The 26741-nt window shown below is 30.5% G+C and carries 24 protein-coding genes; 6 read left to right on the forward strand and 18 right to left on the reverse strand.

The genetic code is table 11. From position 1 onward, the window contains the following. Positions 1-380: 380 nt before the first annotated feature. The 4 genes from CLRAG_RS01680 to CLRAG_RS01695 form a co-directional block, all read right to left on the reverse strand. Entirely contained in the window at positions 381-1166 is a 786-nt protein-coding gene (locus tag CLRAG_RS01680; RefSeq protein WP_065076783.1) for a hypothetical protein, read from the reverse strand. After that, entirely contained in the window at positions 1166-1861 is a 696-nt protein-coding gene (locus CLRAG_RS01685; RefSeq protein ID WP_065076784.1) for an ABC transporter ATP-binding protein, read from the reverse strand. Before CLRAG_RS01685 ends, CLRAG_RS01680 begins: the two co-directional genes overlap by 1 nt. Before the next feature lie 2 nt (positions 1862-1863). Then, positions 1864-2232, reverse strand: coding sequence for a GntR family transcriptional regulator (locus CLRAG_RS01690; protein ID WP_065076785.1), 369 nt, complete (start codon positions 2230-2232; stop codon positions 1864-1866). Positions 2233-2416: 184 nt separating this feature from the next. Then, positions 2417-2869: an MBL fold metallo-hydrolase gene (locus CLRAG_RS01695; protein ID WP_065076786.1), complete on the reverse strand. Its 453-nt coding sequence runs from the start codon at positions 2867-2869 to the stop codon at positions 2417-2419. Positions 2870-3050: 181 nt separating this feature from the next. On the opposite strand from CLRAG_RS01695, the gene CLRAG_RS01700 reads away from it, so the two are divergent. From CLRAG_RS01700 to CLRAG_RS01710, 3 genes are all read left to right on the forward strand, one after another. Beyond that, positions 3051-3722 carry an FMN-dependent NADH-azoreductase gene (locus tag CLRAG_RS01700; RefSeq protein WP_065076787.1) on the forward strand — a complete coding sequence of 224 codons (672 nt, stop codon included), beginning with the start codon at positions 3051-3053 and terminating at the stop codon, positions 3720-3722. Between the two features lie 180 nt (positions 3723-3902). Continuing rightward, complete coding sequence (locus CLRAG_RS01705) at positions 3903-4277, forward strand: BlaI/MecI/CopY family transcriptional regulator (protein ID WP_065076788.1); 375 nt, start codon at positions 3903-3905, stop codon at positions 4275-4277. Positions 4278-4288: 11 nt separating this feature from the next. Next, positions 4289-5824 (forward strand): M56 family metallopeptidase, encoded by a 1536-nt coding sequence (locus tag CLRAG_RS01710; protein WP_065076789.1) that lies wholly within the window; start codon positions 4289-4291, stop codon positions 5822-5824. A 77-nt stretch (positions 5825-5901) separates the two neighbouring features. Here the strand turns inward: CLRAG_RS01710 and CLRAG_RS01715 are convergent, their stop codons facing one another. The 3 genes from CLRAG_RS01715 to CLRAG_RS01725 form a co-directional block, all read right to left on the reverse strand. Next, a complete protein-coding gene (locus tag CLRAG_RS01715; RefSeq protein WP_154104923.1) occupies positions 5902-6999 on the reverse strand; it encodes an amidase domain-containing protein in 1098 nt (365 codons plus the stop codon). 124 nt (positions 7000-7123) lie between these two features. Then, a complete protein-coding gene (locus tag CLRAG_RS01720; RefSeq protein WP_065076791.1) occupies positions 7124-8029 on the reverse strand; it encodes a M15 family metallopeptidase in 906 nt (301 codons plus the stop codon). Positions 8030-8292: 263 nt separating this feature from the next. Next, complete coding sequence (locus tag CLRAG_RS01725) at positions 8293-9144, reverse strand: alpha/beta hydrolase family protein (protein ID WP_065076792.1); 852 nt, start codon at positions 9142-9144, stop codon at positions 8293-8295. 217 nt (positions 9145-9361) lie between these two features. Between CLRAG_RS01725 and CLRAG_RS01730 the strand changes: the two genes are divergently transcribed. After that, a complete protein-coding gene (locus tag CLRAG_RS01730; protein ID WP_065076793.1) occupies positions 9362-10498 on the forward strand; it encodes an aldo/keto reductase in 1137 nt (378 codons plus the stop codon). 456 nt (positions 10499-10954) lie between these two features. On the opposite strand, the gene carB is transcribed toward CLRAG_RS01730, so the two are convergent. The 7 genes from carB to CLRAG_RS01765 all read right to left on the reverse strand — a co-directional run bounded on the left by carB (position 10955) and on the right by CLRAG_RS01765 (position 20922). Next, complete coding sequence (gene carB, locus CLRAG_RS01735) at positions 10955-14161, reverse strand: carbamoyl-phosphate synthase (glutamine-hydrolyzing) large subunit (protein WP_065076794.1); 3207 nt, start codon at positions 14159-14161, stop codon at positions 10955-10957. 79 nt (positions 14162-14240) lie between these two features. After that, positions 14241-15305 carry a glutamine-hydrolyzing carbamoyl-phosphate synthase small subunit gene (carA, locus tag CLRAG_RS01740; RefSeq protein ID WP_065076795.1) on the reverse strand — a complete coding sequence of 355 codons (1065 nt, stop codon included), beginning with the start codon at positions 15303-15305 and terminating at the stop codon, positions 14241-14243. Positions 15306-15319: 14 nt separating this feature from the next. Continuing rightward, complete coding sequence (gene argF / locus CLRAG_RS01745) at positions 15320-16321, reverse strand: ornithine carbamoyltransferase (protein ID WP_065076796.1); 1002 nt, start codon at positions 16319-16321, stop codon at positions 15320-15322. A gap of 293 nt (positions 16322-16614) precedes the next feature. Continuing rightward, entirely contained in the window at positions 16615-17517 is a 903-nt protein-coding gene (locus CLRAG_RS01750) for a fumarylacetoacetate hydrolase family protein (protein ID WP_065076797.1), read from the reverse strand. 46 nt (positions 17518-17563) lie between these two features. After that, complete coding sequence (locus CLRAG_RS01755; protein ID WP_065076879.1) at positions 17564-18187, reverse strand: class I SAM-dependent methyltransferase; 624 nt, start codon at positions 18185-18187, stop codon at positions 17564-17566. A 48-nt stretch (positions 18188-18235) separates the two neighbouring features. After that, positions 18236-20413 carry a DNA helicase RecQ gene (gene recQ, locus CLRAG_RS01760; RefSeq protein ID WP_065076798.1) on the reverse strand — a complete coding sequence of 726 codons (2178 nt, stop codon included), beginning with the start codon at positions 20411-20413 and terminating at the stop codon, positions 18236-18238. Positions 20414-20463: 50 nt separating this feature from the next. Beyond that, on the reverse strand, positions 20464-20922 hold the full coding sequence (locus CLRAG_RS01765; RefSeq protein WP_065076799.1) for a hypothetical protein: 459 nt from the start codon (positions 20920-20922) through the stop codon (positions 20464-20466). A gap of 390 nt (positions 20923-21312) precedes the next feature. Between CLRAG_RS01765 and CLRAG_RS01770 the strand changes: the two genes are divergently transcribed. Beyond that, positions 21313-21609: a hypothetical protein gene (locus tag CLRAG_RS01770; protein ID WP_065076800.1), complete on the forward strand. Its 297-nt coding sequence runs from the start codon at positions 21313-21315 to the stop codon at positions 21607-21609. A 77-nt stretch (positions 21610-21686) separates the two neighbouring features. On the opposite strand, the gene citG is transcribed toward CLRAG_RS01770, so the two are convergent. Next, the gene (citG, locus tag CLRAG_RS21305; RefSeq protein ID WP_083985495.1) at positions 21687-23060 is read right to left on the reverse strand and encodes a triphosphoribosyl-dephospho-CoA synthase CitG; all 1374 of its coding nucleotides are present in this window, start codon (positions 23058-23060) and stop codon (positions 21687-21689) included. A 231-nt stretch (positions 23061-23291) separates the two neighbouring features. Here citG and CLRAG_RS01785 point away from each other — a divergent pair, with 231 nt between their 5' ends. Beyond that, positions 23292-24164: an SDR family oxidoreductase gene (locus CLRAG_RS01785; protein ID WP_065076801.1), complete on the forward strand. Its 873-nt coding sequence runs from the start codon at positions 23292-23294 to the stop codon at positions 24162-24164. A gap of 62 nt (positions 24165-24226) precedes the next feature. Here CLRAG_RS01785 and CLRAG_RS01790 read toward each other — a convergent pair whose 3' ends face one another. Genes CLRAG_RS01790 through CLRAG_RS01800 form a run of 3 tightly spaced genes read right to left on the reverse strand, consistent with a single transcriptional unit; the run spans position 24227 to position 26741 of the window. Further along, positions 24227-25252, reverse strand: coding sequence for an ABC transporter substrate-binding protein (locus CLRAG_RS01790; RefSeq protein WP_065076802.1), 1026 nt, complete (start codon positions 25250-25252; stop codon positions 24227-24229). Next, entirely contained in the window at positions 25249-25992 is a 744-nt protein-coding gene (locus CLRAG_RS01795; protein ID WP_065076803.1) for an ABC transporter permease, read from the reverse strand. Before CLRAG_RS01795 ends, CLRAG_RS01790 begins: the two co-directional genes overlap by 4 nt. After that, positions 25989-26741, reverse strand: a complete 753-nt coding sequence (locus CLRAG_RS01800) for an ABC transporter ATP-binding protein (RefSeq protein WP_065076804.1) — start codon at positions 26739-26741, stop codon at positions 25989-25991. Before CLRAG_RS01800 ends, CLRAG_RS01795 begins: the two co-directional genes overlap by 4 nt.

Below are 26741 nucleotides of genomic sequence, written 5' to 3' on the forward strand. Positions count from 1 at the left end.
ATGGGAATTAGTATCAGATATTAAAATTCTTTTTGACGAACTTAATTCTAATTTTGCTAAGATTCATTCATTAGCTTATGCTAGAAGTTTCCTAGTATAAGTTAAATTATCACTTAGAAACCCTATATAAAGTTTCTAATTGAAATTTAAACTTATACATAAAATGTAATGACAAAATTGAAAACACTTTTAAAAACTTTTCCATAAGTCTTAGCGAGGTATTTTAGAAAATCTTAGGAGCTTAGATATTGTTTGAGGCACGAGTTTAGCTAAGATTCTTAGATTTTCAAAATACCGAGCTTTAGACTTGTCAAAAGTTTTTATAGTGCTTTCAATTGTCATTACATGATTTGTATATGTTAACTTTCAAGCTGCAAACTCTATAAATCCAATTTATTTTCTATAAGATATGCTGTAGCGTAGAATAATCCTATAAGTACTGCTACAGATACAAAAATTGAGACTATATTAATGTCAATTCCATTAGCTACTATGTTATTTGGATTAACAGAAGGTATATCTAAATTCAATACTTTTAGTTTAAATGTCTGAGGAAACGCCTCAGAAAAAATTTCAGCTATCTTTCCCTGTACTATACATAAAATTACAAATATGATGAAAGATCCAAGCTTACCAAATTTTCTATTCTTTATTGCCACTTTACTTAAAGTTATAGAAATATATACTGTAAGCAAAAAAGTAACGTATATAACTAAAATGGCCAAAAAAGTAAATAATGCAAATTTAGGACTCACACTTTTTATAAATTGTAAAAAACTTATTTTTATATCAATTACCCCACCTTGAACAACTTTAAATATTTGAATCCACATAGCTGTAAAAATAAATATAACAAATTGTACTATAGCCATTTGTATAAGAGCTGTTACGATTTTATTCATTAATATATTTTTTCCACTCTTAGGAAGGGTAAAAAGTAAAATGGAAGTATCTTCATGTATATCACGGCTAAATAATTTTATATTCCATATGACAACTATAATTTCTGCTGCAAATCCTATAGCCATATTTAAAGCTAATATTGATCCTGAATTCCAAACATTTACTCTAGTAAATAATGCTACATTTAAAATTACTATGGCGGATATCATAATCAAAAAATCTTTAAAATACCCTTGAAGATCATATTTCACCAATTTGAACATTACTTAAACACCTCCCTGTATATTTCATCTATTGACATTTTTCTCTCATTTCTAAGTTCTTCTGCATTTCCAAAGAGTACTATTTTTCCTTCAGATATAAAAGCCACATCGTCAAACAATCTCTCAATATCGCTAACAAGATGTGTGGTTATAAGCACAGAACTATTTTCCGTATAATTTTCAAGTATTGCATCTAATATTTTCTCTCTAGTTGTAGGATCCACTCCCCCTAAAGGTTCATCTAGTATATAAAGCTTTGCCTTTCTTGAAAGTACTAGACTTAAATATAATTTCTCGCTCATTCCCTTTGATAAAGTCTTAACTTTACTATCTGGATCCAAATTCATAAACTTTAACATGTCCTGAGCTTTATCTTCATCGAAATCTGCGTACATATCTTTAAAAAAATTAACTGCATCTTGTATCCTCATCCATTTAAAAAGATAATCCTTATCTGGCAAATAGGATACTTCAGCTTTTGTCTTTGTGCCAGGCTTATTCCCATTTATAAGTATTTCGCCTGAACTCTGCCTTAATATTCCTGCTGCAATCTTTAAAAAAGTAGTTTTGCCACTTCCATTAGGACCTAATAGTCCTGTTATTTTCCCTTTTTGAATTTCTAAATTAAGCCCATCTAAAGCTTGTTTTCTAAAATAAATTTTTTTTAAATCTGTGCTTTTAAGCAGCGGTTCCATATCTATTTACCTCCCTGTACTTTTTCTTCTACAATCTTTATTATCTCATCTGAAGAAAAGCCTAATTCCTTCATTCCTATTATAAAACTATATATAATATTCTGAGCCATTTCTTCTTTTAATTTTTCTACCATAGATATATCCTCCTTTATAAAAGTACCCGTTCCTCTTTGCTTATAAGCAATATCATTTCTCTCTAATTCTTGATAAGCCCTTTGAATAGTATTGGGATTTACTTTTAGTTTTGAGGACATTTCTCTTACAGAAAGCAGTTTATCTCCTGGCTTCAATTCTTCTTTTACTATTTTTCTCTTTACAATGTCTATTATCTGCATATATATTGGTATATTGGAATCAAATTCAACATCCATTTTATCACCTCCACAAGTAGTTCATCTAGTGTACTGATATAATAATACACTAGACGAGTAGTAAAGTCAATATATATATTTAAACAACTAAAATAATCCCTAAATTTTTTGCATTGTTACAAATACTCTAGGGATGTTTTTTATTTAATATTTAATTTCTAAAAGGTAAATTTCCAGCACAGTATTATATAAAGATAATATCATCATTAACCATATATGATATAGACCCTAATTTATGTTTAGGAAATACAATTGATTTTATTCTTATCCCATCTACATCTACTACATCACCATCTTTAAGTTTTTTGTATTTTTCATTTTCATCACTTTTACAAGAAAACATACCCTTTCCTGATTTTCTTAAAGAAGTTTCAGCAGAAAAATAGATATCAGCATTTTTAAACAATTTAATACATCCTGCATGATAAAAACTAGGGTAAGTTAAAAATACGTGGGATACAGATTTAGGCTCAATATTTATTTTCTTTAATTCCCGATTTACAACGGAAGGTATAAATCCTGTATCAAAACATATGGTTGTTCTGAAATCAGAATATATAAAAAAATTAGAAATGAGTGATCTTACCACATATATATTACCAGTTATCTGTTGAGTTTTACTTAATTTAAATAACATACATCTTTCCCCACTTCCATGTATATCTTTCTTTTAAATAGTAAAATATATTCTTTTTATATCATTTCCCTATTTTATTAGTTTATACACTTCTATGATCTAGCATAAATTAAGATATTAGGTTAAAAATATAATGAAGATATACAACACTTAAAATATTTTTAATTAGGAGGTATATAAATTGAAAAAATTATTATATATAACTGCAAATACAAAACCAGAAACTTTGTCTGTCAGCAAAACTGTTGGTAGAAGCTTTGTAAAAGAATTTTTATCGAAAAATGCAGATTATATGGTAGAAGAACTGGATCTATACAATGAAAATATTCCTGAAATAAATCATAGAATATTTAAAGGCAGGGCCGAATTAGTTTCAGGAAATGATTACAATACCCTATCAGATGAAGATAAAAAAATAGTAGACAGGATAAATGAACTATGCAATCAATTTTTAAGTGCAGATACTTATGTTATTGCAGCTCCTATGTGGAGTGTAAGTTACCCAGCAAGGCTTAAATCCTATTTAGATTGTATTATAATAAATAACAGATTAATTAAAATTTCTGAAGAAGACATAAAAGGTCTTTTAGATGATAAAAAGAGGAATATGGTCTATATTCAATCTTCAGCAGCAGTATATCCTAAAATATTTAATTCCAAGTTTAATCATGCCATCGACTATTTTAGAGATGTATTTAAATTCTTAGGAGTGAATAAGTTTGACTATATACTGGTAGAAGGCACAGAAGACTCTTCTGTAGGTAAAGCAAAAGCCATAGGAAATGTCCAAAACAATATAAAAAGTGTGGTAAATAAATTTACTGAAAATATTCCTTTAATGGATAGAATGTAAACAGATTTCTAAAGGGCTGTTGCACTAATTAATTAGTACATAAGCCCTTTAACACATATACATGTTTTTAAACAGTGTAAAATTGATAGTTATGAAAAATGCATTGACTATTTCCGTTTACAGATGTAATATTAAATTATAAATTACACGTGTAAACAGAAATGGAAGGAGTATATATCCATGAAGGAAATACCAAGCATTTCAGATGCAGAACTTACTATTATGAAAATAATATGGGAAAATCCCAATATAACTGCAAATAAAATTATAAAACAACTATCAGATAAAACTAAGTGGAAGCCTAACACCGTAAAGACATTAATAAATAGATTATTAAGGAAAAATGTAATTGGCTTTAACAAGGAAGGTAAAGAATATTACTATTATGCTGTAGTTCAGGAAGAAAATTATATAAATGCAGAAAGCAATTCTTTTTTAAATAAAATATTCAATGGCTCTGTCATTTCAATGGTATTAAATTTTGTTGAGAACAAAAAATTATCTGAAGGTGAAATTAAAGAACTGAAAGATATTTTAAATAAAAAGCATGAGTAAGAGGTGCTTATATGTCAACTTTAATAAAAACTATCTTTATAGCATCACTTAACGGAAGCGTACTAGTTATGCTAATACTTTTAATAAAGATGCTGTTAAAGAAAAAATTAAGAGCTGAATTCCATTATTTCATATGGTTTCTTTTAATAATAAAACTCATTATACCCTATGGACCTGAAAGTAATTTAAGCATATTTAACATATTTGATGCTGTAAGTGAGAAGGAAAAAACTATCTCCAGTAATTATTTAAAAGCAAATAATATATCTAAATCAATGAGTAGAGATAAATCTCAAGATATGATTGCTCCTAATAATTCGTATAATGGTAAAAATGTAGAGAGTTTAAATAAGAAAATAAATTATAAAACAGTACTGTTTTATATATGGATACTAGGAATGGTGTTTTTTATAGCTAATACATTATATGAAATAAAGAAAATTCAATTTATAAAGAAAAATGCAATGAGTGATAAGTCTTCTAATCTTAATATCATATTGAACAGCTGCCTAAATATAATGAACATAAATAAAAGTGTATCTTTAATGTACCCATATAAACCGATTAGCCCATGCTTATGTGGATTAATTAAACCTACAATATTTATTTCACAAAGTATTATAGGAAATATTTCAGAAGATGAATTTAAACATATTATAATACATGAACTCTGTCACTTAAAGAGAAAAGATTTACTTATTAACTGGATTATAATAATCTTAAATATTGTTTACTGGTTCAATCCAATAATACGATATGGTTTTTATAAAATGAAACAGGATTGTGAAACATCCTGTGATGCTTATGCCCTTAGGTATTTAGGCATAGATAGAAATATAAATTATGGAAACACAATTATAAAAATATTGCAATTAGAAAATGACACCCCTTCGCTAATTACTTCAGCTCCTATGGCTGTAAATAATTCCGAAATCAAAAGGAGAATTACTATGATATCAAAACATAAAAAAAATTCTTTAAAAAATATAATATGTGGAATTTTAGTTATCACTGCTCTTACAACAGTAGGGTTAACAAGTGGTATTTCTAAGGCAAAACCAAATAGTGATAACTACAATTCCAAACCTTACTATGAAAGCATTATGGATTACTTAATAAATTCTGCCAAAGGTCACAGCTCTGTGTACAACATGAATTCTAGTGAAAATAATAATTTTGCAAGCAATAACTCACTAAATTTTAACAGTACAGATGAATTTCAATTTGAAGAATTGGATTTTAATGGCTATCAAAAATATTGGAGTTCTAATTTTGAAAATAATATATTTGCAGCTGATTTTGATTTCTTTAATGGAATAGAATCGTATAAAATAACCTCTCATAAAACTAGCTATAGTATAAAAATAAATACAAATATAAAAAGCGGAAATGTATCTATAAAAATTTACAATGATAAAAAAGTATTATTTGAAAAGATAAACCCAACAAACAAAACTATAACAATTTCAAAGGAAGATGCTAAAAATATTAAGCTTGATTGTATAGCAATAAAAGCCAAAGGTACTATTAAACTTGAACTAAATTAACAGCATCAATGAAATGATATTACTTAGTTAGAGAAGCTGCTGTATAATAAATATTTATTCACTATACAGCAGCTTTTCTAATAATTCACATGAACTAGCCAAAACTTTATATTTTTATCACTCCATCCAAGGTCCCAAGGTACTCTATTTCTATCTGTATTGTGGCAGCTTACTAGAGAATATCCTTTAGAATCCGCTCCAGTTACTACTGAAATATGAGTTATGTCTCCTTTCTTTTCATAGGCTACAAAATCTCCAGGCAAAAGTTTATAAGAAGCTTTATATACCTTTTCATAACTCCCATGGGCTACTAGGGATGCTCTTCCACTGTATATCATATAACTTTTAAATCCGTCTGCATTTAGCCAGGATCTAGTGGCTCCAGAACCATCATAGTTCCAACCAGAATTTTTTCTAAACTTACCGCCTTCATGAAGTATTTGTGATGCAAAATTTGCGCAATCTCCTCCCTGGGAATTATAATTTCTATACTTTCTATTGTAGCTATACCCATACTCTTTCTCCGATGCTATCCCACAGTACCTATCTGCATATTCCACTGCTCCTTTTCTTCTATTGTTCATATTAGAAAAATCTCTTGCTTGTTGAGATTTTATATATTGATTTATAGCATCAACTTTTAAATTTCCTAAATTTAGAGAATCAGCAAAAGGATCTTTATACCACTCCTTGCTTATTATCCAATTGTCCCCTTTTTTTGAAATATTCAAAACATGAGACGTCCCAATTTTGCAGCTGTTAACTTTTACTGGATCATCTTCATATATATAACTATATTTTGTGGAACATATTAAGTTTACAGAATACTTATCATCCTTACCTCTAATTCTCTTGATCATTACCTCTGGCATAATTTCAGTAAACTTTACTCCTTGCCTTTCTTCCCAATTTTTAAGATATTTCATCTTCTGTTCTTCGTGCTCATAAGCCCATTTTCCATATTTTGTACTTCTATCATAATTACCTTCTATTAATTTTAAATCTCCATTTAATATAGCTTTATTCCTGTTTTGGAATATATCTTGTATAGAATTTGCAACCTCTTCTTTTGTGCTAATTTCTTCACCTTTAGGCTTACAAAACGGGCATATTAGAAATATAAACAAAGCGATCACCATGACTTGGAGAAACCTTTTTTTTAGAGAAATTTTCATAACCATACTCCTCATATAATTAATTTACTAACTGTGTAGAATTATCATATACTTTGCATAGTTATTATTCCCAATTAAAATAATAATCACTCTGTGAATTTCACCCAAGGTTTCATATTTATTACTACTTTAATTTTTCATCTATCTTTTGAATATATCCATTTACCAATTTATCATTGTAGGGTGCTTGTGAATACCAAAATTTACTGTTACTATTTTTTTGTCCAAAATATCTTGATTTTAAAATTATTTCTGGCCTGTATTCAAAATGAAGAATGTCAAAATGACTCCACTTTCCGCCCCATACAAAGCCATTTTTTTCAAATGCATCTACAATTTCTTTTGGGTATTCCTGTATTCTCTTATCTCCTTCTTCTTTAGTCACCCATTTCCAATAATCTCTTCTATCTCTAGCAAGATCAATGGCTATTCCAAAGGAATGGGGGCTTAGCAAACTAGTTCCCGAAATACACCTGTAATTAAATGTGCCACTACTAGGAAACAAGGCCTTATAAACCTTTGAATTTCTCTGAGAAATAGGCATCAACTCTTTTACTGCATTTTCAAGAGATTTAGAGGCATTGTTATTTCCATTAAACTGAAATCTTCTATATCCTAGATTAGCCATTTTAAGATTAGATTCTATAGCCTTTCTATCGCATCCATAAACTTCCTTCAAAAGCGAATATGTCCTAATTCTTCCAGGATCAAAATCTTTTTCCATTACTCCATTTATGGTACCTATGGGATAGGACTGTTCCATCATGTCCTGTAGATCCGTATCATACATTTTTTGCTGAAAACTTTTACTACCCTTATCATCATATAAAATTCTTTTACCAGACTTTGCAACTACATATACCTTTCCATCATTACCTTTTTCCAAATCTGTAATATATTCCGGGTAGGCCATCATAAGACACAAAATATCCTGTTTCATTGTGGTATAATAGTCATCTGTCAATGCCTTCACAGGGCTTACACATACACAAATCAATAATAGTGCTACTATAATTATCTTTTTTTTCATACTATAGGCTCCTTGTCAATAAGTAAGTGATTCACTCCAAATCGAAGATTTGGGTTCTAATTTGTGTAACTCCTTCTCCTTATCAGTCAAATGAGTAAGTGATTCACACCAAATCGAAGATTTGGGTTCTCTACTTATATTATGTTGTTCATAGATTTATATTATGCATTCGTATAGAAGCTATAAAAAATAGGCTGACAGACTTGTAACTGTAAGAAGTTTGTCAACCTATTTTAACTTTTTAACTTAAAATTCTATAATGTTTATACTCTTTCTTTTTCAAACCAGCTAAGCACTTCTTTCTGGAGAGATATTCTTTTGTCACAAAATCCATGATCTGTATTTAAAATTACACTTTTATAGCAAACATTTTGTTCTTTTAAAGCTCCTATAAGTGGTTTATAGTGTTCATCTATAGTTGCGATGTCATCTCTAGCTCCTCCAATTATAAGTATAGAATGTCCTTTTAATTTTTCTACTATATTTATCAGATTCCAATCTTTTCTATTTTCTATAACTTCTTGTACAACTTTTTCTGCAGTTATACCATTAAGAGGCAAAACCCAATCTTTCCAAGTTTTAATAGTTTCTTTTTTTAAATTACTATCCTTTAAGAGCGTTTCTCCCATAAGTCCAAAATTAAATCCTGCTATACAAGCTGCATATTTGATTTCAGGATGTCTTGCTGCAGTCATAAGGGTAGCAAATCCTCCGAGACTGTGCCCTATCAAAATTATATTTTTTTCGTCAACTCTATACTCTTTCGCATAATGCGGTGATCTTAAAAAATTAATGGCAGAATCCGCATCCTCAAGTACATTAGCTATAGAATAAGATCCTTCACTTCCCCAACTTCCTCTATAATGAAATACAAACACATTGTATCCTGCTCTCAATAAAACATGGGCAATATCAAAATTTTGCTCATATCCTGGAAACCCATGGAATAAGATTACAGTAGGATGTGGTCCCCTTCCCTGTGCAATATGTATTACACCCAGAAGCTTAGAACCTTTGCTGTTAAAAATAGACCCTTCTACTAATGTAGGGTACTCTTCATCAAATTCCTGCAAATCCTCTCTTATTGGATCTATACATACAGTTTTTAAACTCATAATAATCACTCCATCTTTTACAAATCTTTGTATAATAATTCTAATTTTAAAGTATAAAAATATCACTATATCTTAGTTCATAGTATTCATTATAACATATAATAGCATGATTTTACTGCGTTGACAGAACTGAACTATCACTGTACTATACTTATTATAGAGTTTATAGTCGAAAGTTAAATTTATACCCATAAATATATTTTAAGGAGGATATTTTATGCAATACAGGAAATTTTGTAAAGATGGTTTTAAAGTATCTACTTTAGGTTTTGGATGCATGAGACTTCCAATAATAAATAACGATCCTTCAAAAATTAATGAAAAAGAAGCACTAAAAATCATAAGGCATGCCATTGATAATGGTGTAAATTATCTAGATACAGCATATCCTTACCACGGCGGAAATAGTGAAGTTTTAGTAGGTAAAGTACTTAAAGATGGTTACAGGAAAAAAGTTAGAATTGCAACTAAAATGCCTGTATGGCTAGTAGAAAAATATGAAGATTTTGATAAATATTTGAATGAACAATTAAAAAGGCTTGATGTAGACTATATTGATTATTACCTGCTCCATGCTATGACCAAAGACAGAATGGATAAAATGGAAAACCTAGGTGTTTTTAAGTTTTTAAATAAAGCCTTAGAAAACGGTAAAATTAATCATGTAGGCTTTTCTTTCCATGACAATTTAATGGCTTTCAAACATATAATAAATTTATTTCCCTGGGAATTTTGCCAGATCCAATTTAATTATTTAGATGAGGATTACCAGGCAGGTATAGATGGACTAGAATATGCAGCCGATAAAGGCTTATCTGTAGTTGTGATGGAACCTTTAAAAGGTGGACTTTTATCCGGTAATCTTCCAGAAGATATAAACAACATATTCAATAAATCAAAAGTAAAAAAAAGTTCAGTTGACTGGGCTTTAAGCTGGGTACTAAATCATCCTGAAGTGTCAATATTACTAAGTGGAATGAACTCTTTAGCACAAGTGAATGAAAATATATCTATAGCATCAAAATCTCTCCCTAATTCAATTTCTGAGGAAGACATGGATTTAATAGAACAGGCAAAAGAAAAATTCAATGCCCTTATGAAAATAAAATGCACCCGCTGTGGATACTGTTCCCCTTGCAAAGTGGATTTGGATATTCCAAATATTTTTTCTATGTATAATAATTACTTTATGTATAAAAGTAAAGAGTCTATATTTAATAAGTATAATAATATGCCAAAAAAATCAAAAGCATCTTGCTGCATATCCTGCGGAAAATGTGAGGATAATTGCCCGCAGCATCTTCCAATCAGGGTACTTTTAAGGCAAGTTAAGTCTACCTTCGAAGAAAAATAATGCTGACAAATATTGCCCTATATAAATTCTAAACAAAGAATCAACTTATAATATCCATATATATAGCCTTTAATTGAAATTTAATCTTATACATGAAATATAATGACAAAATTGAAATCATACTTAAAAACTTTTATAAATAAGTCTTAGCTTGGTATTTTAGAAAACCTTAGTAACTTAGATATGTCTGAGGTACGAGTTTATCTAAGTTCCTTTAGGTTTTCAAAATACCAAGCTTTAGACTCATTAAAAGTTTTTATCCGATGACTACTCGCTCTAATACTCCCACTTGTGCAAGTGTGAGTAAAGAGCGACTACGTCCCTGGATAACGATTTCTAAGCATCAGATGGAGTTTAAAACTCCATCTGATGCCAAGAACTCTGTTTATGATGATGAAATTTGTCATTATATAATATTATATAAGTTAACTCTCTAACTGTAAGCCCATATAATTATTAACTTCTAAGTGCTGGTTCCTGCAAATATTCACCCATAGTTCTGTATTCTATATTTTCTCCATTTTTTTCCGTTAAAATAGCATTAATGTAGGCATTTGCTGTATCCAAGCATGTAAATACTATTTTATCATGAGCTAAAGCTGTATGCCTGAGTATAAAACCTTGCCTTATAGTGTTATATCCTTGGGTGGCTGTATTTATAACTATATCTATTTTCTTATCTTTTATATATTCCACTGCAGTATCTAAATCAAGCTCACTGCATTTTACTCCATTTTCACTTAAGAACTTATAAGTTCCGCTGGATGCACTTATACTAAATCCAAGTTCTCCATATTTTTTGATTACATTTAGTGAATCCTTTTTATCTATATCATTTACAGAAACATAAAGATTTCCTTCTTGCAGTATCTTAACTCCTGAAGCTTTAAATGCTTTATATATGGCTTTATCTTTATCAAAATCCACTCCTAAGACTTCTCCTGTAGATTTCATTTCAGGGCCTAGTGCCACATCTACTCCAGATAACTTTTTATTGGAAAATATAGGCATTTTAACTGCGTAAATATTGCTGTACTTATACATATCCCGTTTATAGTGAAAATCTTTTATTTTTTTACCTAACATAACTTCTACAGCTATCTCTACCATCGGAATATTAGTAACTTTACTCAAAATAGGTACAGTTCTCGATGCTCTTGGATTTACTTCTATTACATATACCTTATCTCCGTCAAAAGCATATTGAACATTTAAAAGTCCTTTAACATTCAACTTCTTGGCAATCTTTACTGTATAATCTTCTATTTTTTTAAGTACATTCTCCGGTAAATCTGATGCTGGATATACTGCTATACTGTCCCCAGAATGTACCCCTGTTTTTTCTATATGCTCCATTATTCCAGGGATTATTAAATCTTGCCCATCTGATATGGCATCTACTTCTATTTCTTTTCCAACTATATATTTGTCTACAAGAACAGGATGTTCCTTAGATAAATTTACTGCATCCTTTAAATATTTGCACAACTCTTCATAATTGTAGACAACCTTCATTGCTCTACCACCTATTACATAAGATGGTCTAACAATAACAGGATAGCCTATTTCAGCTACTAAGTTATCTGCTTCTTCAAGGCTTGTTACAGATCCGCCTACAGGTGAATTTATGTCAAGTTCTTTAAGAAGTACTCTAAACTTTTCCCTATCTTCTGCCAAATCTATAGACTCAAAGGATGTTCCAAGTAAATTTACTCCTCTGTCATTTAACTTTTTAGATAGATTAAGTGCAGTCTGTCCTCCAAATTGTACTATAACTCCATCTACCTTTTCCTCATTTATGACATTCATAACGTCATCTATATAAAGCGGCTCAAAATACAGCTTATCTGAAATATCAAAATCAGTACTTACTGTTTCTGGATTATTATTTATAATAATAGCTTCATATCCTGCTTTCTTTATGGCCCAAACACCATTAACACAGCAGTAATCAAACTCTATTCCCTGTCCTATTCTAATAGGTCCTGAACCTATTACAAGTATTTTCTTATTATTTGAAACAACATTGTCACTTTCTAAATCATAACAAGAATAATAGTAGGAAGTTTTTGCTTCAAATTCTCCGCTGCAGGTATCTACCATTTTATAAACGGATTTTATGCCATTTACTTCTCTAAGTTTCTTTAAATCTTCTAATTTCATACCTATCAATTTACAAATATATTCATCCGTAAATCCCATGATTTCAGCTTTTTGAATGGTTTCAACATTTGGCACATTACCTGTCAATTCATTTTCCATATTCACTATGTTTTCTATTCCGCCTAAGAACCATTCATCTATTTTAGTTAATTCATGAAGCTCATCTATAGTCATTCCTTTTCTAAGAGCTTCTGCTAAAGCAAAAAGTCTTTCATCATCCTGGTTATTTATCTTTTCTATTATTTCATCTTTGCTCATATTTTCAAATTTATCTAATTTCAACCCTATTATTTTTCCCTCTAAACTTATAACTGCTTTTAAAAGAGCGCTTTCAAAACTTCTATCTATAGCCATAACTTCTCCTGTAGCTTTCATCTGAGTTTTTAAAGTCCTGTTTGCAGTTTTAAATTTATCAAAAGGCCACTTAGGCATTTTAACTACACAATAATCTAGAGCTGGTTCAAACAGTGCACTAGAATTTCCCGTAACATAATTTTTAAGTTCATCTAAAGTGTATCCAAGAGCAATTTTAGCTGCAATTTTAGCTATAGGATATCCTGCTGCTTTTGAAGCCAGTGCACTGGATCTGCTTACTCTAGGATTTACTTCTATAACCATGTACCTATTACTATTAGGATCCAATGCAAATTGAATATTACATCCACCTTCTATTTTTAAGGTCCTTATTATCTTTATAGCAGATCTTCTAAGCATCTGGTACTCTCTATCATTAAGTGTCTGAGATGGGGCTACTACTATGCTGTCTCCTGTGTGTATTCCCACAGGGTCCAAATTTTCCATATTACAAACTACCATGCAGTTGTCCTTTTTGTCTCTCATTATTTCATATTCTAGCTCTTTCCACCCAGCTAAACTTTGCTCAAGAAGTATTTGATTTATAGGACTCTCTTCCAATCCATTTTCACATATTTCCATATATTCCTCATAAGTACTTGCAATACCGCCCCCGGTTCCTCCTAAGGTGTATGCAGGTCTTATTATAATTGGAAGGCTGACTTTATTTAAAAACTCTTTACACTCTTCTAGATTTGTAGCAATTTCACTTACAGCTATAGGTTCATCTATCTCATTCATTAGATTTTTAAAACTTTCTCTATCTTCCGCGTTCTTTATGGATTCAGTTTTTATTCCAAGAAGTTCTACATTGTATTTTTTAAATACCCCAATCTCATTAAGTTCCATGGCCAAATTCAAGGCAGTCTGTCCACCAAATCCAGTTAAAATTCCATCTGGTTTTTCCCTTCCTATTATTGCCTCTAGTGATTCAACAGTTAAAGGTTCTATATAAGTCTTGTCTGCAATATTTTTATCAGTCATTATAGTAGCAGGATTACTATTTACCAGAACAGTTTGTATTCCCTCTTTTTTTATAGCCTCGCAGGCCTGTGTTCCCGAATAATCAAATTCCGCAGCCTGACCTATTATTATAGGACCCGATCCTATTATTAAAACCTTTTTCAGGTTTTCTCTTAACGGCATTATATCACTTCTCCTTGTTAGGCATTTGAAAGAAAATAGGCTAGCATACTGACTAGTTATTTCTTTGAAAATACCTTATTTATACTAAAGTCATTAATCGCAAAAATTTATCAAATAAATATCCTGTATCAGTAGGTCCCGGTGATCCTTCAGGATGAAATTGTACTGAGAATATAGGCAGTGTTTTATGTTTAATCCCCTCTACTGTATGGTCATTTAAATTAGAATGAGTTACTTCAATACTGTCTTTATCTAAGCTTTCTCTTTTAACTGCATAGCCATGATTTTGAGATGTAATAAAAGCTTTATCTATGTCCTTATCATATACACCATGATTTCCACCTCTATGGCCAAACTTCATTTTATAGGTATCTCCTCCAAGTGCAAGTGATAACAATTGATGTCCAAGACATATCCCGAATATAGGTAAATTACCTATTAGCTTTTTTATAGTATCCATTATTTCTCCTAAATCCTTAGGATCCCCAGGCCCATTACTCAAAAGTATGCCTTTAGGATTTACGCCCATTATACTTTCATAAGAAGCATTATAAGGAAATATTGTTATGTCACAGTCTCTATTCTTCAAATTTTGAATGATGTTCTTTTTGCTTCCAAAATCCAAAAGTGCAACTTTAGGTCCATTTCCTGAAATATGCTTTATGGAGTTTGTACTTACCTGAGATACTAAATTTTTATTTTCATAAGAATTTAGCATTCTTTTTATTTCACTTATAGATTCATTTTCACTGCATATTACACATTTCATAGTTCCACTTGATCTTATCTTTTTGGTTATACTTCGTGTATCTATACCACTTATACCTACGACTTTATTTTCCTTTAAAAAATTTTCAAAACTATTTTCACTCAAATAGTGTGATGTATTATTATACATATTTTTTATTACCATACCTTTAGCCTGTATCTCACCAGATTGGCTAAAATTATAGTTAATCCCGTAGTTGCCAATATAAGGATAACACATTGTTATTATCTGTCCTCTATAGGATGGATCTGTAAGTATTTCTTGATATCCTGTCATGGAAGTATTAAAAACCAACTCTCCTGCAGTTATTGCTTTATGTCCTATGGCTTTTCCCATAAATACAGTTCCATCCTCTAAATACAATATGGAATTCATTTTATTCCTTCTTTCTAAATATTACTTAAAGTTGCCACCATAACAGCCTTTATAGTATGAAGCCTGTTTTCAGCTTCATCAAACACTATGGAATGAGATCCTTCAAATACTTCTTCAGTTACCTCTAGTGCTTCATACCCAAACTTCTTATATATTTCTTGCCCTACTTTAGTTTCCGTATTGTGAAAAGCTGGAAGACAATGCATAAACTTAACATTTTCATTTTTACAAGCCTCTACAAGTTTGCTGTTTATTTGATATGGCATTAAAGTTTCTATTCTCTTTTTCCAAAGTTCTTTTTCTTCTCCCATGGAAAGCCATACATCAGTATAAAGGACATCTGCTCCTTCTACAACTTTATACAAATCATCTGTAATTGTAATAGTGCCTTCACTTTCCTCGGCTGCTTTTTTACACTCTTTAACTAGCTCATCCTCTGGGAAAAGCTCTTTAGGAGCCGCTATTTTAAAGTTCATTCCAACTTTTGAAGCACCTATCATAAGGGCATTTGCCATGTTATTTCTTCCATCTCCAATATAAACAAAATTTACATCTTTTAATGGTTTATCTATATGTTCTTCTATAGTCAGAAAGTCTGCTAAAACCTGGGTTGGATGATCTTCATCCGAAAGCCCATTCCATACAGGTACTTTTGAATATTCTGCCAGTATCTCCATGTCTCTTTGAGAAAATCCCCTATATTCTATGCCATGAAACATTCTACCCATTACTCTAGCCGTATCTTTCACAGATTCTTTTTTACCCATATGACTTCCCTGGGCACCTATATAAACTACACTTGCACCCTCATCATAAGCACTGACCTCAAAGGAACATCTTGTTCTCAGGGAATCTTTTTCAAATATAAGGGCAATATTTTTCCCTTGCAATCTCTTTTTTTCCGTTCCACTATATTTTTCTTCCTTTAACTTCTTTGCAAGATCAATAAAATACTTTATCTCTTCCTTTGTAAAATCTTTTAATGTTAAAAAACTTTTACCCTTTAAATCTATCATTTTTCTTCCCCCTTAAAATCATTTTTTATAAATAATAGGAAACAAATATTTCCTTAAACTTTACTTTAGACATTAGAAATATCTTTATATTAATTTGTTGATATTTTATAATTATACATTTATATTAATAATAATTCAATACAAATTTAAAAATTTTTTATTTTGTATTGATTTGAAATACCTTAAAATACAAAGTTAAAAAAACCTTCAATAGGAAATAACTATTGAAGATTTTTTAAATCTAAAGTAATTTATACATTTTGTATACATACAATTTTTTTATTTTTAATGCACTAATGAAGTTCTACTACCTTATTTACCAAAGTTCCTATTTTTTCAATACTACATTCAACTATATCACCTTGTTTTAACACCTTAATTGGTGTAAATCCCATGCCAACTCCACTTGGTGTACCTGTTGATATAATATCACCAGCTTTTAATGTAATACCTTTCGACAAATCACTTATTATATAAGGTATATCAAAAATTAGATTCTTTGTATTAGATTTTTGCCTTACCTCTCCATTTACAGTGCAGCTTATATCCAAATTAACGGGAAATGGTACTTCGTTTTTATGAACTATGTAAGGTCCCATAGGACAAAATGTATCCAAACTTTTTCCCTTAAACCACTGTATATGTTTACCTTGAAGATCCCTTGCAGATACATCATTTATTATAGTATAGCCAAAAATATACTCTTCAGCATCCTCTTTTTTTATATTCTTACCATCTTTGCCTATTATAACTGCAAGTTCAACTTCATAATCTACCTGATTTGTAACTTCTCTAGAAAATTCAATATTATCGACCGTTCCCACAGCTGGTGATGCTGCCTTTGTAAAATAAATTGGTACCTCTGGAATACCATTTCCAGCTATTCTAGTAATTTTTATTTCCCTAGCATGTTCTACATAATTTTTCCCAAGACAAAAAACATTTCTCCTTGGATATGGTATCGGAGCTTCAATTTTAATATTATTTATTGGTATAGTTTCTATACCTTCATTATTTATGCACTCTTTAATTATATTCAATTTACAATCATCCAGATAATCTATAAGCTCCAGCATAGTTTTAGGTGGATTTTTTTCTCCTATATTTTTAAATACATTAGCAAAATCTATGACAGAATTGTTCTTTAAAATTCCTATGCATTCTTTTTCTTTATACAGATATGTTAAAAACTTCATATTAACATCTCCCACTTATATTAAATCAATCTTAGTTGAACTTATATTATGCCTTTCCGCTGCAGCACATCCAATTATTTTCCTCACATACATGTATAGATACATCTTCATAACCTGCATCTACAAAGAGCTGCTTTAACTGTTCCGGTGTGTGCATAGTCATTTTATCCATATATTCATCATTTTTTTCTTTAAATTTATCGCTTATGTACATCTCATTTATTACTGTAAAAGTTCCATTTGACTTTAAAACTCTTTTAACTTCTTTAAAGCTTTTTAATAAATCAGGCCAAAAATATATAGTCTCAACTGCAGTTACTACATTAAATTTATCATCTTCAAAAGGAAGTTTTTCTACATTTGCATTGTACACTTCCACTCTTTTTTCATCTATAAGCTCTTTATTAAATTCTTTGGACCAGTTAACACAATCAATAGAATAATCTACACCTATGACCTTTCCCTTTTTTGCTATGTTAGCTAGTCTATTTATAGTTCTTCCGCCTCCACAGCCAATATCCAAAATAATATCATCTTGCTTAATAGAAATTTTATCTAGCCCCCAGGTAGTAACTTGGAAGTGGTCTTCATTCATTGAATCGGCTATAAATTTTCCTACTTCCCCTGCAGGTTTTCTACACTGATTTAATCTTCTAGAAAGTTCACTCATAATATAATTGCTGCTTAAGATTTTATTTTCAAACAGCATTTCGCCTCCTTATGCATTTTTATCTATTAAAATATAGTCTTTTAATATAACTGCTTTTATCTTATCATAACTTATATCTTCAGAAAGTTTCTCTTTTATAGGTTTTAATTTTGATATTCCTATCTTTTTCGTAACTTTTAAAATTTGATTTTCTTCTTCATCTGTAAATATTCCACCAAAATTTATATTTAAATCTAGAACACCCTTTTCCTCTGCATACTTTGTTATATGTGAAAGTACCGTAGATACGGTAATTTGCCTGTCTTTTGCTATTTGTTCAAGGTCTTTGTGCTCTTTAATCATCCCTGCCGTTATTTCATGGGTTTTTAGTTTTAAATTTTTGCTTTCTTTCTCGTTTTTATCATTTTTGTCGTTCTTTAACTCATTTTTAAAAATCCACTGTGGTTTAATTTTACTTTCATCCAGATAGTTTTTTATAGCTTCTAAAAATCTTTCACCATATTTCTTTAATTTCAATTGGCCTACACCAGATACATCCAGCATCTGCTCAAAATTTACAGGACACCTACTGCTAAGTTCCTTTAGCGTAGTATCCGGGAATATCAAATAAGGGGGTATGGATTCCTCGCCTGCTATCTCCCTCCTTAAAACTCTCAAAACTTCAAATAGATCATTATTTAAAATAATCTTTTTAGCTTTAACAATTTCCTTTAAGGTTACTTTTTCTTCTCCCTTTAGAACCTTTATGGATCTAGGATTCAATACCACAGTAGGATATTCTCCTTCTTTTAATGAAATGTACCCATGAGCTATAAGTGTATTTATGAAATTTGAAAGTTCTTCCTTTGAATAATTTTTCATTATGCCATGGGTAGACAACTTATCAAATCCATACTGAATCACTTTTCTCTGTGAGGAACCTCTAAGTACATCTACTATCATATTTACTCCAAATTCTCTTTTCATTCTATATATACAGGAAAGTACTTTTTGGCAATCTATAGTTTTATCTACAAGCTCTCCTTCACTTATACAATTGCTGCAGTTTCCACATTCTTCATAATCTACTTGTTCTCCAAAATAATTTAATATATATTTCCGTAAACATCCATTGTAATGTACAAAATCTATCATTTGTTGAAGTTTTTTATATTCATTTAATCTTCTTTCAGGAGATTGAATACTTGTTTCAATAAGATATTTTTGAGTAATAACATCTTGAGGAGCAAACATTAAAATACAGTCGCTTTTCTCTCCATCACGACCTGCTCTACCTATTTCTTGATAATAGCTTTCTATGTTCTTAGGCATATTGTAATGAATAACATATCTTACATTTGACTTATCAATACCCATTCCAAATGCATTTGTCGCAACTATTACATTTACCCTGTCATATACGAAATCCTCTTGATTATTTTTTCTTTCTTTATCAGAAAGACCTGCATGATATCTAGTAACAGCTATATTATTTTCCTTAAGTCTTTCATATATGCTATCCACTTCTTTTCTAGTAGCTGCATATACTATACCAGATTGTTCTTCATTAGTTTTTATGTATTTTAGCATATACCCTAACCTATTTCCAATTTTCAAACATCCAATTTTCAAATTTTCTCTATCAAAACCAGATATGAAAACCTCAGGTTTATTCAGCTTTATTTGATTTACAATATCTTCTCTAACCTCTCTGGTAGCCGTAGCTGTAAAAGCTGTAACTACGGGTCTTTTAGAAAAGCTTTCTATAAACCTCCATATATATGTATAGCTAGTTCTAAAATCATGTCCCCATTGGGAAACACAATGTGCTTCATCTACTGCTATTTGAGATACATCTATGCTTTTTATAATCTGGCAGAATTCAGAAGACTCCAACCTTTCCGGTGCTACATACAGCATTTTTATATTTCCTGCAGTTAAGCTTTCACATATATGCAAAATATCCTGGTGTGAAATAGAACTGTTTATATAAGCTGCTCCTATTCCTAAATCCTTTATGTTATCTACTTGATCTTTCATAAGTGAAATAAGTGGAGATATTACAACTGTTACCCCCTCAAATAACACTGCTGGTATCTGATAACATATGGATTTACCTCCTCCAGTGGGCATTACAGCTAAAGTATCCTTCCCCTTTAGTATACTTTCAATTACCTTTCCTTGATCCTTCCTAAAGTCACTATACCCATAATATTTATGTAGAATTTCCAAAGCACTACTAAGCAATGATTTCACCCCTGTAACATAATCTATATTTTTATTATAGCATAGAGATATTATAATATCCTGATTTGCACTTTTAAAAAATAAGCATCTTTTCTCACTACAATTGCACTGTACTTGTAATTAGTAACTATATGTTCTATAGAATCATAGTATTTTTTATCTATAGAGTATACAGCCTGTTGATTTTTATCTATCAGACTGTAAGCACCCTGTTCCTTTTTTATATACAAATTATCCCACTCCTCAATTTCTACTACACCTTTTGGGATATCAAATAGTATACCTCTTGTTCTCAATATTTGCAAAAGATGGGAGTAAACTTCATCATAGGATTTTTCCTTTGCAATAAGTTTCTCCTTAATAGCTGAAAGTTTATCTAATTTTTCTCCTTCCTTCTTTAATTGAATCTCCAATTTTTCTTTTTTTGTTTCTAAATTTCCGGCTCTATTTTGTTTATTTTCAGTATAGTTTTTTATAAATTTATGCAACATATTCTCATTTTCATTCACATACATTCCTCTTTTCACATTTGTTAATATCTCAACTTTGGCACATACAAAATTGGGGCATAATATAAAAATATTACGAAGTAATTTGCTTAGTTGAGAATTGAGAGTGGAAAGTGGAGAGTTAATGTGGATTTTTTTCCGTTACACTACGAAAAATCTTTAATTAAATTTTGATGGCTCGTTTTGCTAAGGCAAAACATTGATGACTTATATAATTTAAAGATTTTTTGCGATAGCTAAAAATCAACCTTCACTCTCAACTCTCAATTTTCAATTCTCAACTTGCGAAGCTTTGATTCGTAAAGTTTTTAAACTGCCAAAGTTGAGTTAATATATATAGCTATTGCACTATAAATCATAATTTTATAAAATTATATAGAGGTGTCTAAAATGGATAAAGTATATACCTTAATATTAAAATATCTAAAAAAAATTGAAAAGTCAATTATTTTTGGTATGCAAAATTTGAATTTGTTTTTTGATAAGAAAAAAACTATTGATACTGCATATAAACCTATATTAGATGAAAAATTGAATGACGTAAAAAATTTAAAAAACAAATTAAATGTCCTGCAAAATAAAAATGCCTCTTTTGAAAAACAAATTAAACATTTAAGAGGCTCTATGATGAAAAAAGAAAAACTTATAAAAAATCTCCAGGACATTATATCCCAAAGGCAAAATTAATACTTGTATTCTTATTATATCAAAATAAAGGAAAGACATATTGTCCTCCTTTATTTTAAAGACCTTAGTATACTTCACTATAAAAACTTATCCATTAATGAATAAATTTTGTTTAAAAGATCTTCCACAGAATGACGTCTACTTCTTCCACATACTTTGGCATTTTCACCGCATAAGAGACACTTTCTCTCACTTACACCTAAATCTGTCCTGCTAATCTGCTCTCCAGTTTTAGTGAATACATCAAAGTCAAATATTCTTCCAAGCTCATGGTTTTCTTCAATGGATACAGTGATTTTTTTTACACTAATTGCATCTGCATCTACATTTAAAAATGCCTCATCACCAGCAGCAGAACTATTTAACATTTTGTTAAATATATCTATATTATTCTTTTCTAACTCTTCTTCCAGCAAGCAAATCCCCTTTTTATGAAGTTTAGCAAAGGATTCATTATTTTTTTCTGCTCCTGGTATATTTAATGTAAATGAAATTAGTGTGGTTTTAAATGTATTTAATAACTCTTTTTGAATTTTCGCCCTTTTTTCTTTAGCTTCAAGTATTTCATCAAGAATATTACTTGTACTTTTCATATATTCTTCCACTAAGCATAAAAATACAGTTACGCCTAACAAATCGGCACTTCCTCCAGGGCTTATATTTTTATCTATGAATTCATTACAGAGATCATTTATTCTTTTTCTTCCCTCACTGGTCCTCATTCCTCCAGCTAAAAGTACTTTCCTAGCTTTTTCTTTAACTTCCTCTAAAACTTCAGGAGAATGCCTGTATATTATAGTTGAATCATCACATTTTTGCATTACTCCAATAAGGGTATGTACCAATCTATCATTAGTATTTAAATCCACATTTTTCTTATAAAAATCCAGAGAAAAATCAAAAATTGTAGGCAGTCCCCTCTCTACTTCTCCACGCACACCATCTGTTTTATATTTAATAAATAATCTTTCTCCATGACTTAGATTTGTACTATCTTTTAAAGTAAAAAGTTCTTTTGAAACTATACCCTTTGTCATTTGTTTTATAATACTTCTAATTTCGTCAAATTTTTTTCTCTCATAAATGACCTTTCCCACAGCTGCACAGGTAACACCCATCAAAAATAGCATTCCTTTATGGGTATTAACTCCCTTTGTCTTAATAAACATATCTTTTTCAGCTTTTATTCCTAAATTTCTAATGCTATTAAATATTTCTTTATAGGATTTATCTGAAAGTCCTTCTTGAACAAACATAGTCATATATCTGCTTAAAACAGAAGTACTATCTATAAAAGTAAAAAAGTCCATATCCTTATGAGCACCACATGATACAGGTGACACCAGGCCAGGACTGGGATAACAAGAGACTTCATAAATCATAGCTTGTACTGCGAAACCTCCAATTATCATAGAAATTTCGTTTATTTGAAACGTTTCCTCATTTTTCATATTGTTTTCTCCATATATTATTTTTATCCTATAGTTGATATATAACTTTTTAGTCGTACAAATACGAAATATATTTTATCATACTTGCATGTAAAATGCTATACAGCTTATACTTCTAAAGTTTGTTTATATTAGTTCACAGGGTTTCAAAAATTGTAGTTTATAATCACATATATTTTCGAAATTCATATATTAAATAGAAGTACTTTACAATATTGGAGGAACTACTATATGTGTTCAAATCATATTGGATGCAAATTTCCACGCTTTTTTCCACCCCAACATCAGCCACATCAACCTGGTATTGAATATATTATGACACCTAGACCAGTTTTCGAACCACCATTATGTGCACAATATCAAACGACAAAAAGATTATTAAACAAAGTAGCTTTAATAACAGGAGGAGACAGCGGTATTGGGCGTGCTGTAGCATGTGCTTATGCAAAAGAAGGAGCTGATATTGCCATTGTCTATCTAAATGAACATGTAGATGCAGAGGGAACAAAATCTAGAATAAAAAAATTGGGGCGAAGATGTTTAACCATTCCAATTAACATAGGAGTCGAAGAGAATAGTAAAATTATAATTCAAGAAGTTATGAATCATTTTGGTAAATTAGATATTCTTGTAAATAATGCTGCAGTACTTTATTACAATAATTCTATAGAAGAAGTATCTAGCAAACAATTAGAATGGACTTTTCGTATAAATGTATTTTCTTATTTCTACTTAACTAAAGCAGCTCTACCTTATATGAAACCAGGCGGTTCTATCATCAATACTTCTTCAATAGTTGCTTTTAATCCTCCTTATGGGATATCTTTAGATTATGAAGCTTCAAAAGGTGCCATTGCTAATTTCACTATAAATTTAGCCCGAAGTTTGGTTTCAAGAGGAATACGTGTAAATGGTGTAGCTCCAGGTGAAACCTGGACACCTTTAATTCCAGCAGGATTACCTGCAGATAAAGTTGCCGTTTGGGGTTCAAAAACACCAATGGGAAGAGCTGCTCAACCATTTGAAATTGCTCCAGCCTATGTATTCTTAGCTTCCAATGAATCAAGCTATATGTCAGGACAAACAATCCATATGTATTCTTAACCAAGTTAATACAATCACAGTTTTAGGATATTATATTTCTAAAACTGTGATTGTATATATCTTTATTTATTGTTATCCAGAATATTTACATAAAGATCTTCTGGTTTTATATCTTTCTTTAGAAGCCCTTGTTTCTTTAGCCAATCTATATTATTCTGCCAAACACTTTTATCCTGACTTAAGAAAGGTTCACCATTTGACTCCATCTTAGGAAGAAGTATACTCATACTTTTTTCCTCTACTGCTTGTACTAAAGGGAAATTATCTTTTTTCTGATTGTCCATAAGTATTTTTAAAGCTGCCTTAGGATTTTTCTTAGTATATTCGAATCCCTTTTGAGATGCCTTCATAAACTTTTTAAGTACTTCAGGTTTTTCCTTAAGAGTTTTGTCACTAGTTACAAACACTTCTTCATAATAATTTGGCACCCCATATTTTGCAGGATCAAAATAATTTACAGGATGTCCTTCATTTTGAAGTACTGGAACCTCATGATTTATAAGTCCTCCCGTAGTTGCATCTACTTTTTTAGTTACCATAGAAGATAGTAAATCAAATCCTACATCAACCATTTTAACGGAATTTGGATCTCCTCCTTCTTTTTTTACCATAGTTTTTACATATTGAACATTTAAAGAATTTCCTGAATAACCTACAGTCTTTCCTTGAAGATCTTTCGGTGTATTTATATTCTTTTCCTTTAAAGCTATTATTACATTAAGCGGTGTATGTACAATAGCTCCTATAGATTTTACAGGAACCCCCTGATTTGCTCTTGCAATTACAATATCCGGTTGATAGTATATTCCAATAGTAGCTTTTCCTGCTGCTGGAAGCGAAAGGGGATCTGTAGTATCTGATGGAAATTTAATGTTTACATTAAGTCCTTCTTCCTTATAATATCCATTTTTAATAGCAGCATATATAAAACTGTGTATTGCATTTGGATACCAATCAAGTACTAAATCCACATTTTCTAACTTGCCATCCTTACCTTTAGATGAATCACTACTATTTCCACATCCTCCTAACATAGCAGCTATCAATAAGAATGCCATTACAAGAGATAAATATTTATTTTTTTTCATACTTCATTCCTCCATTTTACTATTTTGTTTTCTAAAACATTTAATATTTCCACTAAAATTAGAGCAGCTAATGATAATATGACAATAGGTGCAAACACTCCTGCCCCATCCATTTGTGTCATCATTCTCTTACTAAAATATCCAAGGCCTGCTTCTGCTCCAAGCCACTCACTTACAGCTGCCCCCACTACACTTAAAGGTACTGCCATTTTAAGTGCAGAAAAAAAGTAAGGAAGTGAAGCTGGAAACTTTAACTTCATAAATATATCTTTTTTACTAGCACCATAAGTAATTAAAAGTTCTTCCATATCTTTTCTTGTAGAACGAAGTCCATCATATACATTTATTGTTATAGGAAAAAATGTTATGAGTACCGTTACAAGTACCTTACTCCATATGCCATATCCAAACCAAAGTATGAATATAGGTGCAAGTGCAGTAATTGGAACTGTTTGAGTTACAATTACAATTGGATAAAGAGCCCTTTGTATTCTTTCACTTATATTCATAGCCACAGCAAGCGCTACCCCAAGCACTATAGATATTAAAAGTCCCTCAATAGTAATCAAAAGAGTAGCAGGAAGATGTACTAAAAATAAAATGTCTTTAAGTTCCCATATCTTTTCTAAAATGGCAGTAGGAGAAGGCAATATATACATTGCATCTATATACATTGCTAGAGCCTGCCATATTGCAAAAAACAATACAGCGACTACTATGGAAGATCTATACCTTTTCACAGCTTAACCCCCCTTTTTAGTTCTTTTATAAGTTCCTCTTTTACCTTTAATATAGGCGTGGTGTCTATCATACTTCTAGTCCTTGGATAGTTGAGAGGCACTTCTATTTCTTTAAATTTTCTTATTGGAGTTTCAGACGTAACAAATATCTTAGTTGATAAAAAAAGAGCTTCTTCTACATCATGAGTTATAAATAATATAGTTTTATCTAAAGCTAGCCATTTATCAATGAGCCATTCCTGCATAGAAACCCTTGTTATAGCATCCAATGCACTAAAAGGTTCATCCAAAAGCAGCACTTCTGCTCCTGTAAGAAGAGTTCTTGCAAAAGATGCCCTCTGCCGCATACCTCCTGATAAATCCTTGGGATATTTATTTTTATATTTTTCAAGTCCAAAATTCTTTAGCATTTTTTCTGCCTGAACCTGTGCCTCTTTTAAATTTTCACCTTTAACTTCAAGAGGAAGATATACATTTTGAAGTATAGTTCGCCAAGGTATAAGAAGATCATTTTGAGGCATGTATCCTATATAACCTTTTAAATCATTTATATTTTTATCTTTTAGAATTATATCTCCTTCAAAAGCTTTTTCCAGCTTGCAAATAAGTCTAAATACAGTACTTTTCCCACATCCGCTAGGACCTACTATACTTATAAATTCCCCTTTGTCCACATTAAAATTGAGATTTTTTATAATAAAATCAGGATCTTCCTCGTATTTGAAACTTACATTTTTAAATTCCAGCAT

Origin of the sequence: Clostridium ragsdalei P11 (genome assembly GCF_001675165.1) — a bacterium.
Taxonomy (GTDB): domain Bacteria; phylum Bacillota; class Clostridia; order Clostridiales; family Clostridiaceae; genus Clostridium_B; species Clostridium_B ragsdalei.

Bases quoted from the DNA above. Each gene is read 5' to 3' on its own strand.
- citG (WP_083985495.1), bottom strand. From the start codon at position 23,060: ATGAAAAATGAGGAAACGTTTCAAATAAACGAAATTTCTATGATAATT.
- CLRAG_RS01750 (WP_065076797.1), bottom strand. From the start codon at position 17,517: ATGAAGTTTTTAACATATCTGTATAAAGAAAAAGAATGCATAGGAATT.
- argF (WP_065076796.1), bottom strand. From the start codon at position 16,321: ATGATAGATTTAAAGGGTAAAAGTTTTTTAACATTAAAAGATTTTACA.
- carA (WP_065076795.1), bottom strand. From the start codon at position 15,305: ATGAATTCCATATTGTATTTAGAGGATGGAACTGTATTTATGGGAAAA.
- CLRAG_RS01770 (WP_065076800.1), top strand. From the start codon at position 21,313: ATGGATAAAGTATATACCTTAATATTAAAATATCTAAAAAAAATTGAA.
- CLRAG_RS01730 (WP_065076793.1), top strand. From the start codon at position 9,362: ATGCAATACAGGAAATTTTGTAAAGATGGTTTTAAAGTATCTACTTTA.
- CLRAG_RS01680 (WP_065076783.1), bottom strand. From the start codon at position 1,166: ATGTTCAAATTGGTGAAATATGATCTTCAAGGGTATTTTAAAGATTTT.
- CLRAG_RS01710 (WP_065076789.1), top strand. From the start codon at position 4,289: ATGTCAACTTTAATAAAAACTATCTTTATAGCATCACTTAACGGAAGC.
- CLRAG_RS01720 (WP_065076791.1), bottom strand. From the start codon at position 8,029: ATGAAAAAAAAGATAATTATAGTAGCACTATTATTGATTTGTGTATGT.
- CLRAG_RS01690 (WP_065076785.1), bottom strand. From the start codon at position 2,232: ATGGATGTTGAATTTGATTCCAATATACCAATATATATGCAGATAATA.
- CLRAG_RS01695 (WP_065076786.1), bottom strand. From the start codon at position 2,869: ATGTTATTTAAATTAAGTAAAACTCAACAGATAACTGGTAATATATAT.
- CLRAG_RS01800 (WP_065076804.1), bottom strand. From the start codon at position 26,741: ATGCTGGAATTTAAAAATGTAAGTTTCAAATACGAGGAAGATCCTGAT.
- CLRAG_RS01705 (WP_065076788.1), top strand. From the start codon at position 3,903: ATGAAGGAAATACCAAGCATTTCAGATGCAGAACTTACTATTATGAAA.
- CLRAG_RS01715 (WP_154104923.1), bottom strand. From the start codon at position 6,999: ATGAAAATTTCTCTAAAAAAAAGGTTTCTCCAAGTCATGGTGATCGCT.
- CLRAG_RS01785 (WP_065076801.1), top strand. From the start codon at position 23,292: ATGTGTTCAAATCATATTGGATGCAAATTTCCACGCTTTTTTCCACCC.
- CLRAG_RS01685 (WP_065076784.1), bottom strand. From the start codon at position 1,861: ATGGAACCGCTGCTTAAAAGCACAGATTTAAAAAAAATTTATTTTAGA.
- CLRAG_RS01755 (WP_065076879.1), bottom strand. From the start codon at position 18,187: ATGAGTGAACTTTCTAGAAGATTAAATCAGTGTAGAAAACCTGCAGGG.
- carB (WP_065076794.1), bottom strand. From the start codon at position 14,161: ATGCCGTTAAGAGAAAACCTGAAAAAGGTTTTAATAATAGGATCGGGT.
- CLRAG_RS01790 (WP_065076802.1), bottom strand. From the start codon at position 25,252: ATGAAAAAAAATAAATATTTATCTCTTGTAATGGCATTCTTATTGATA.
- CLRAG_RS01725 (WP_065076792.1), bottom strand. From the start codon at position 9,144: ATGAGTTTAAAAACTGTATGTATAGATCCAATAAGAGAGGATTTGCAG.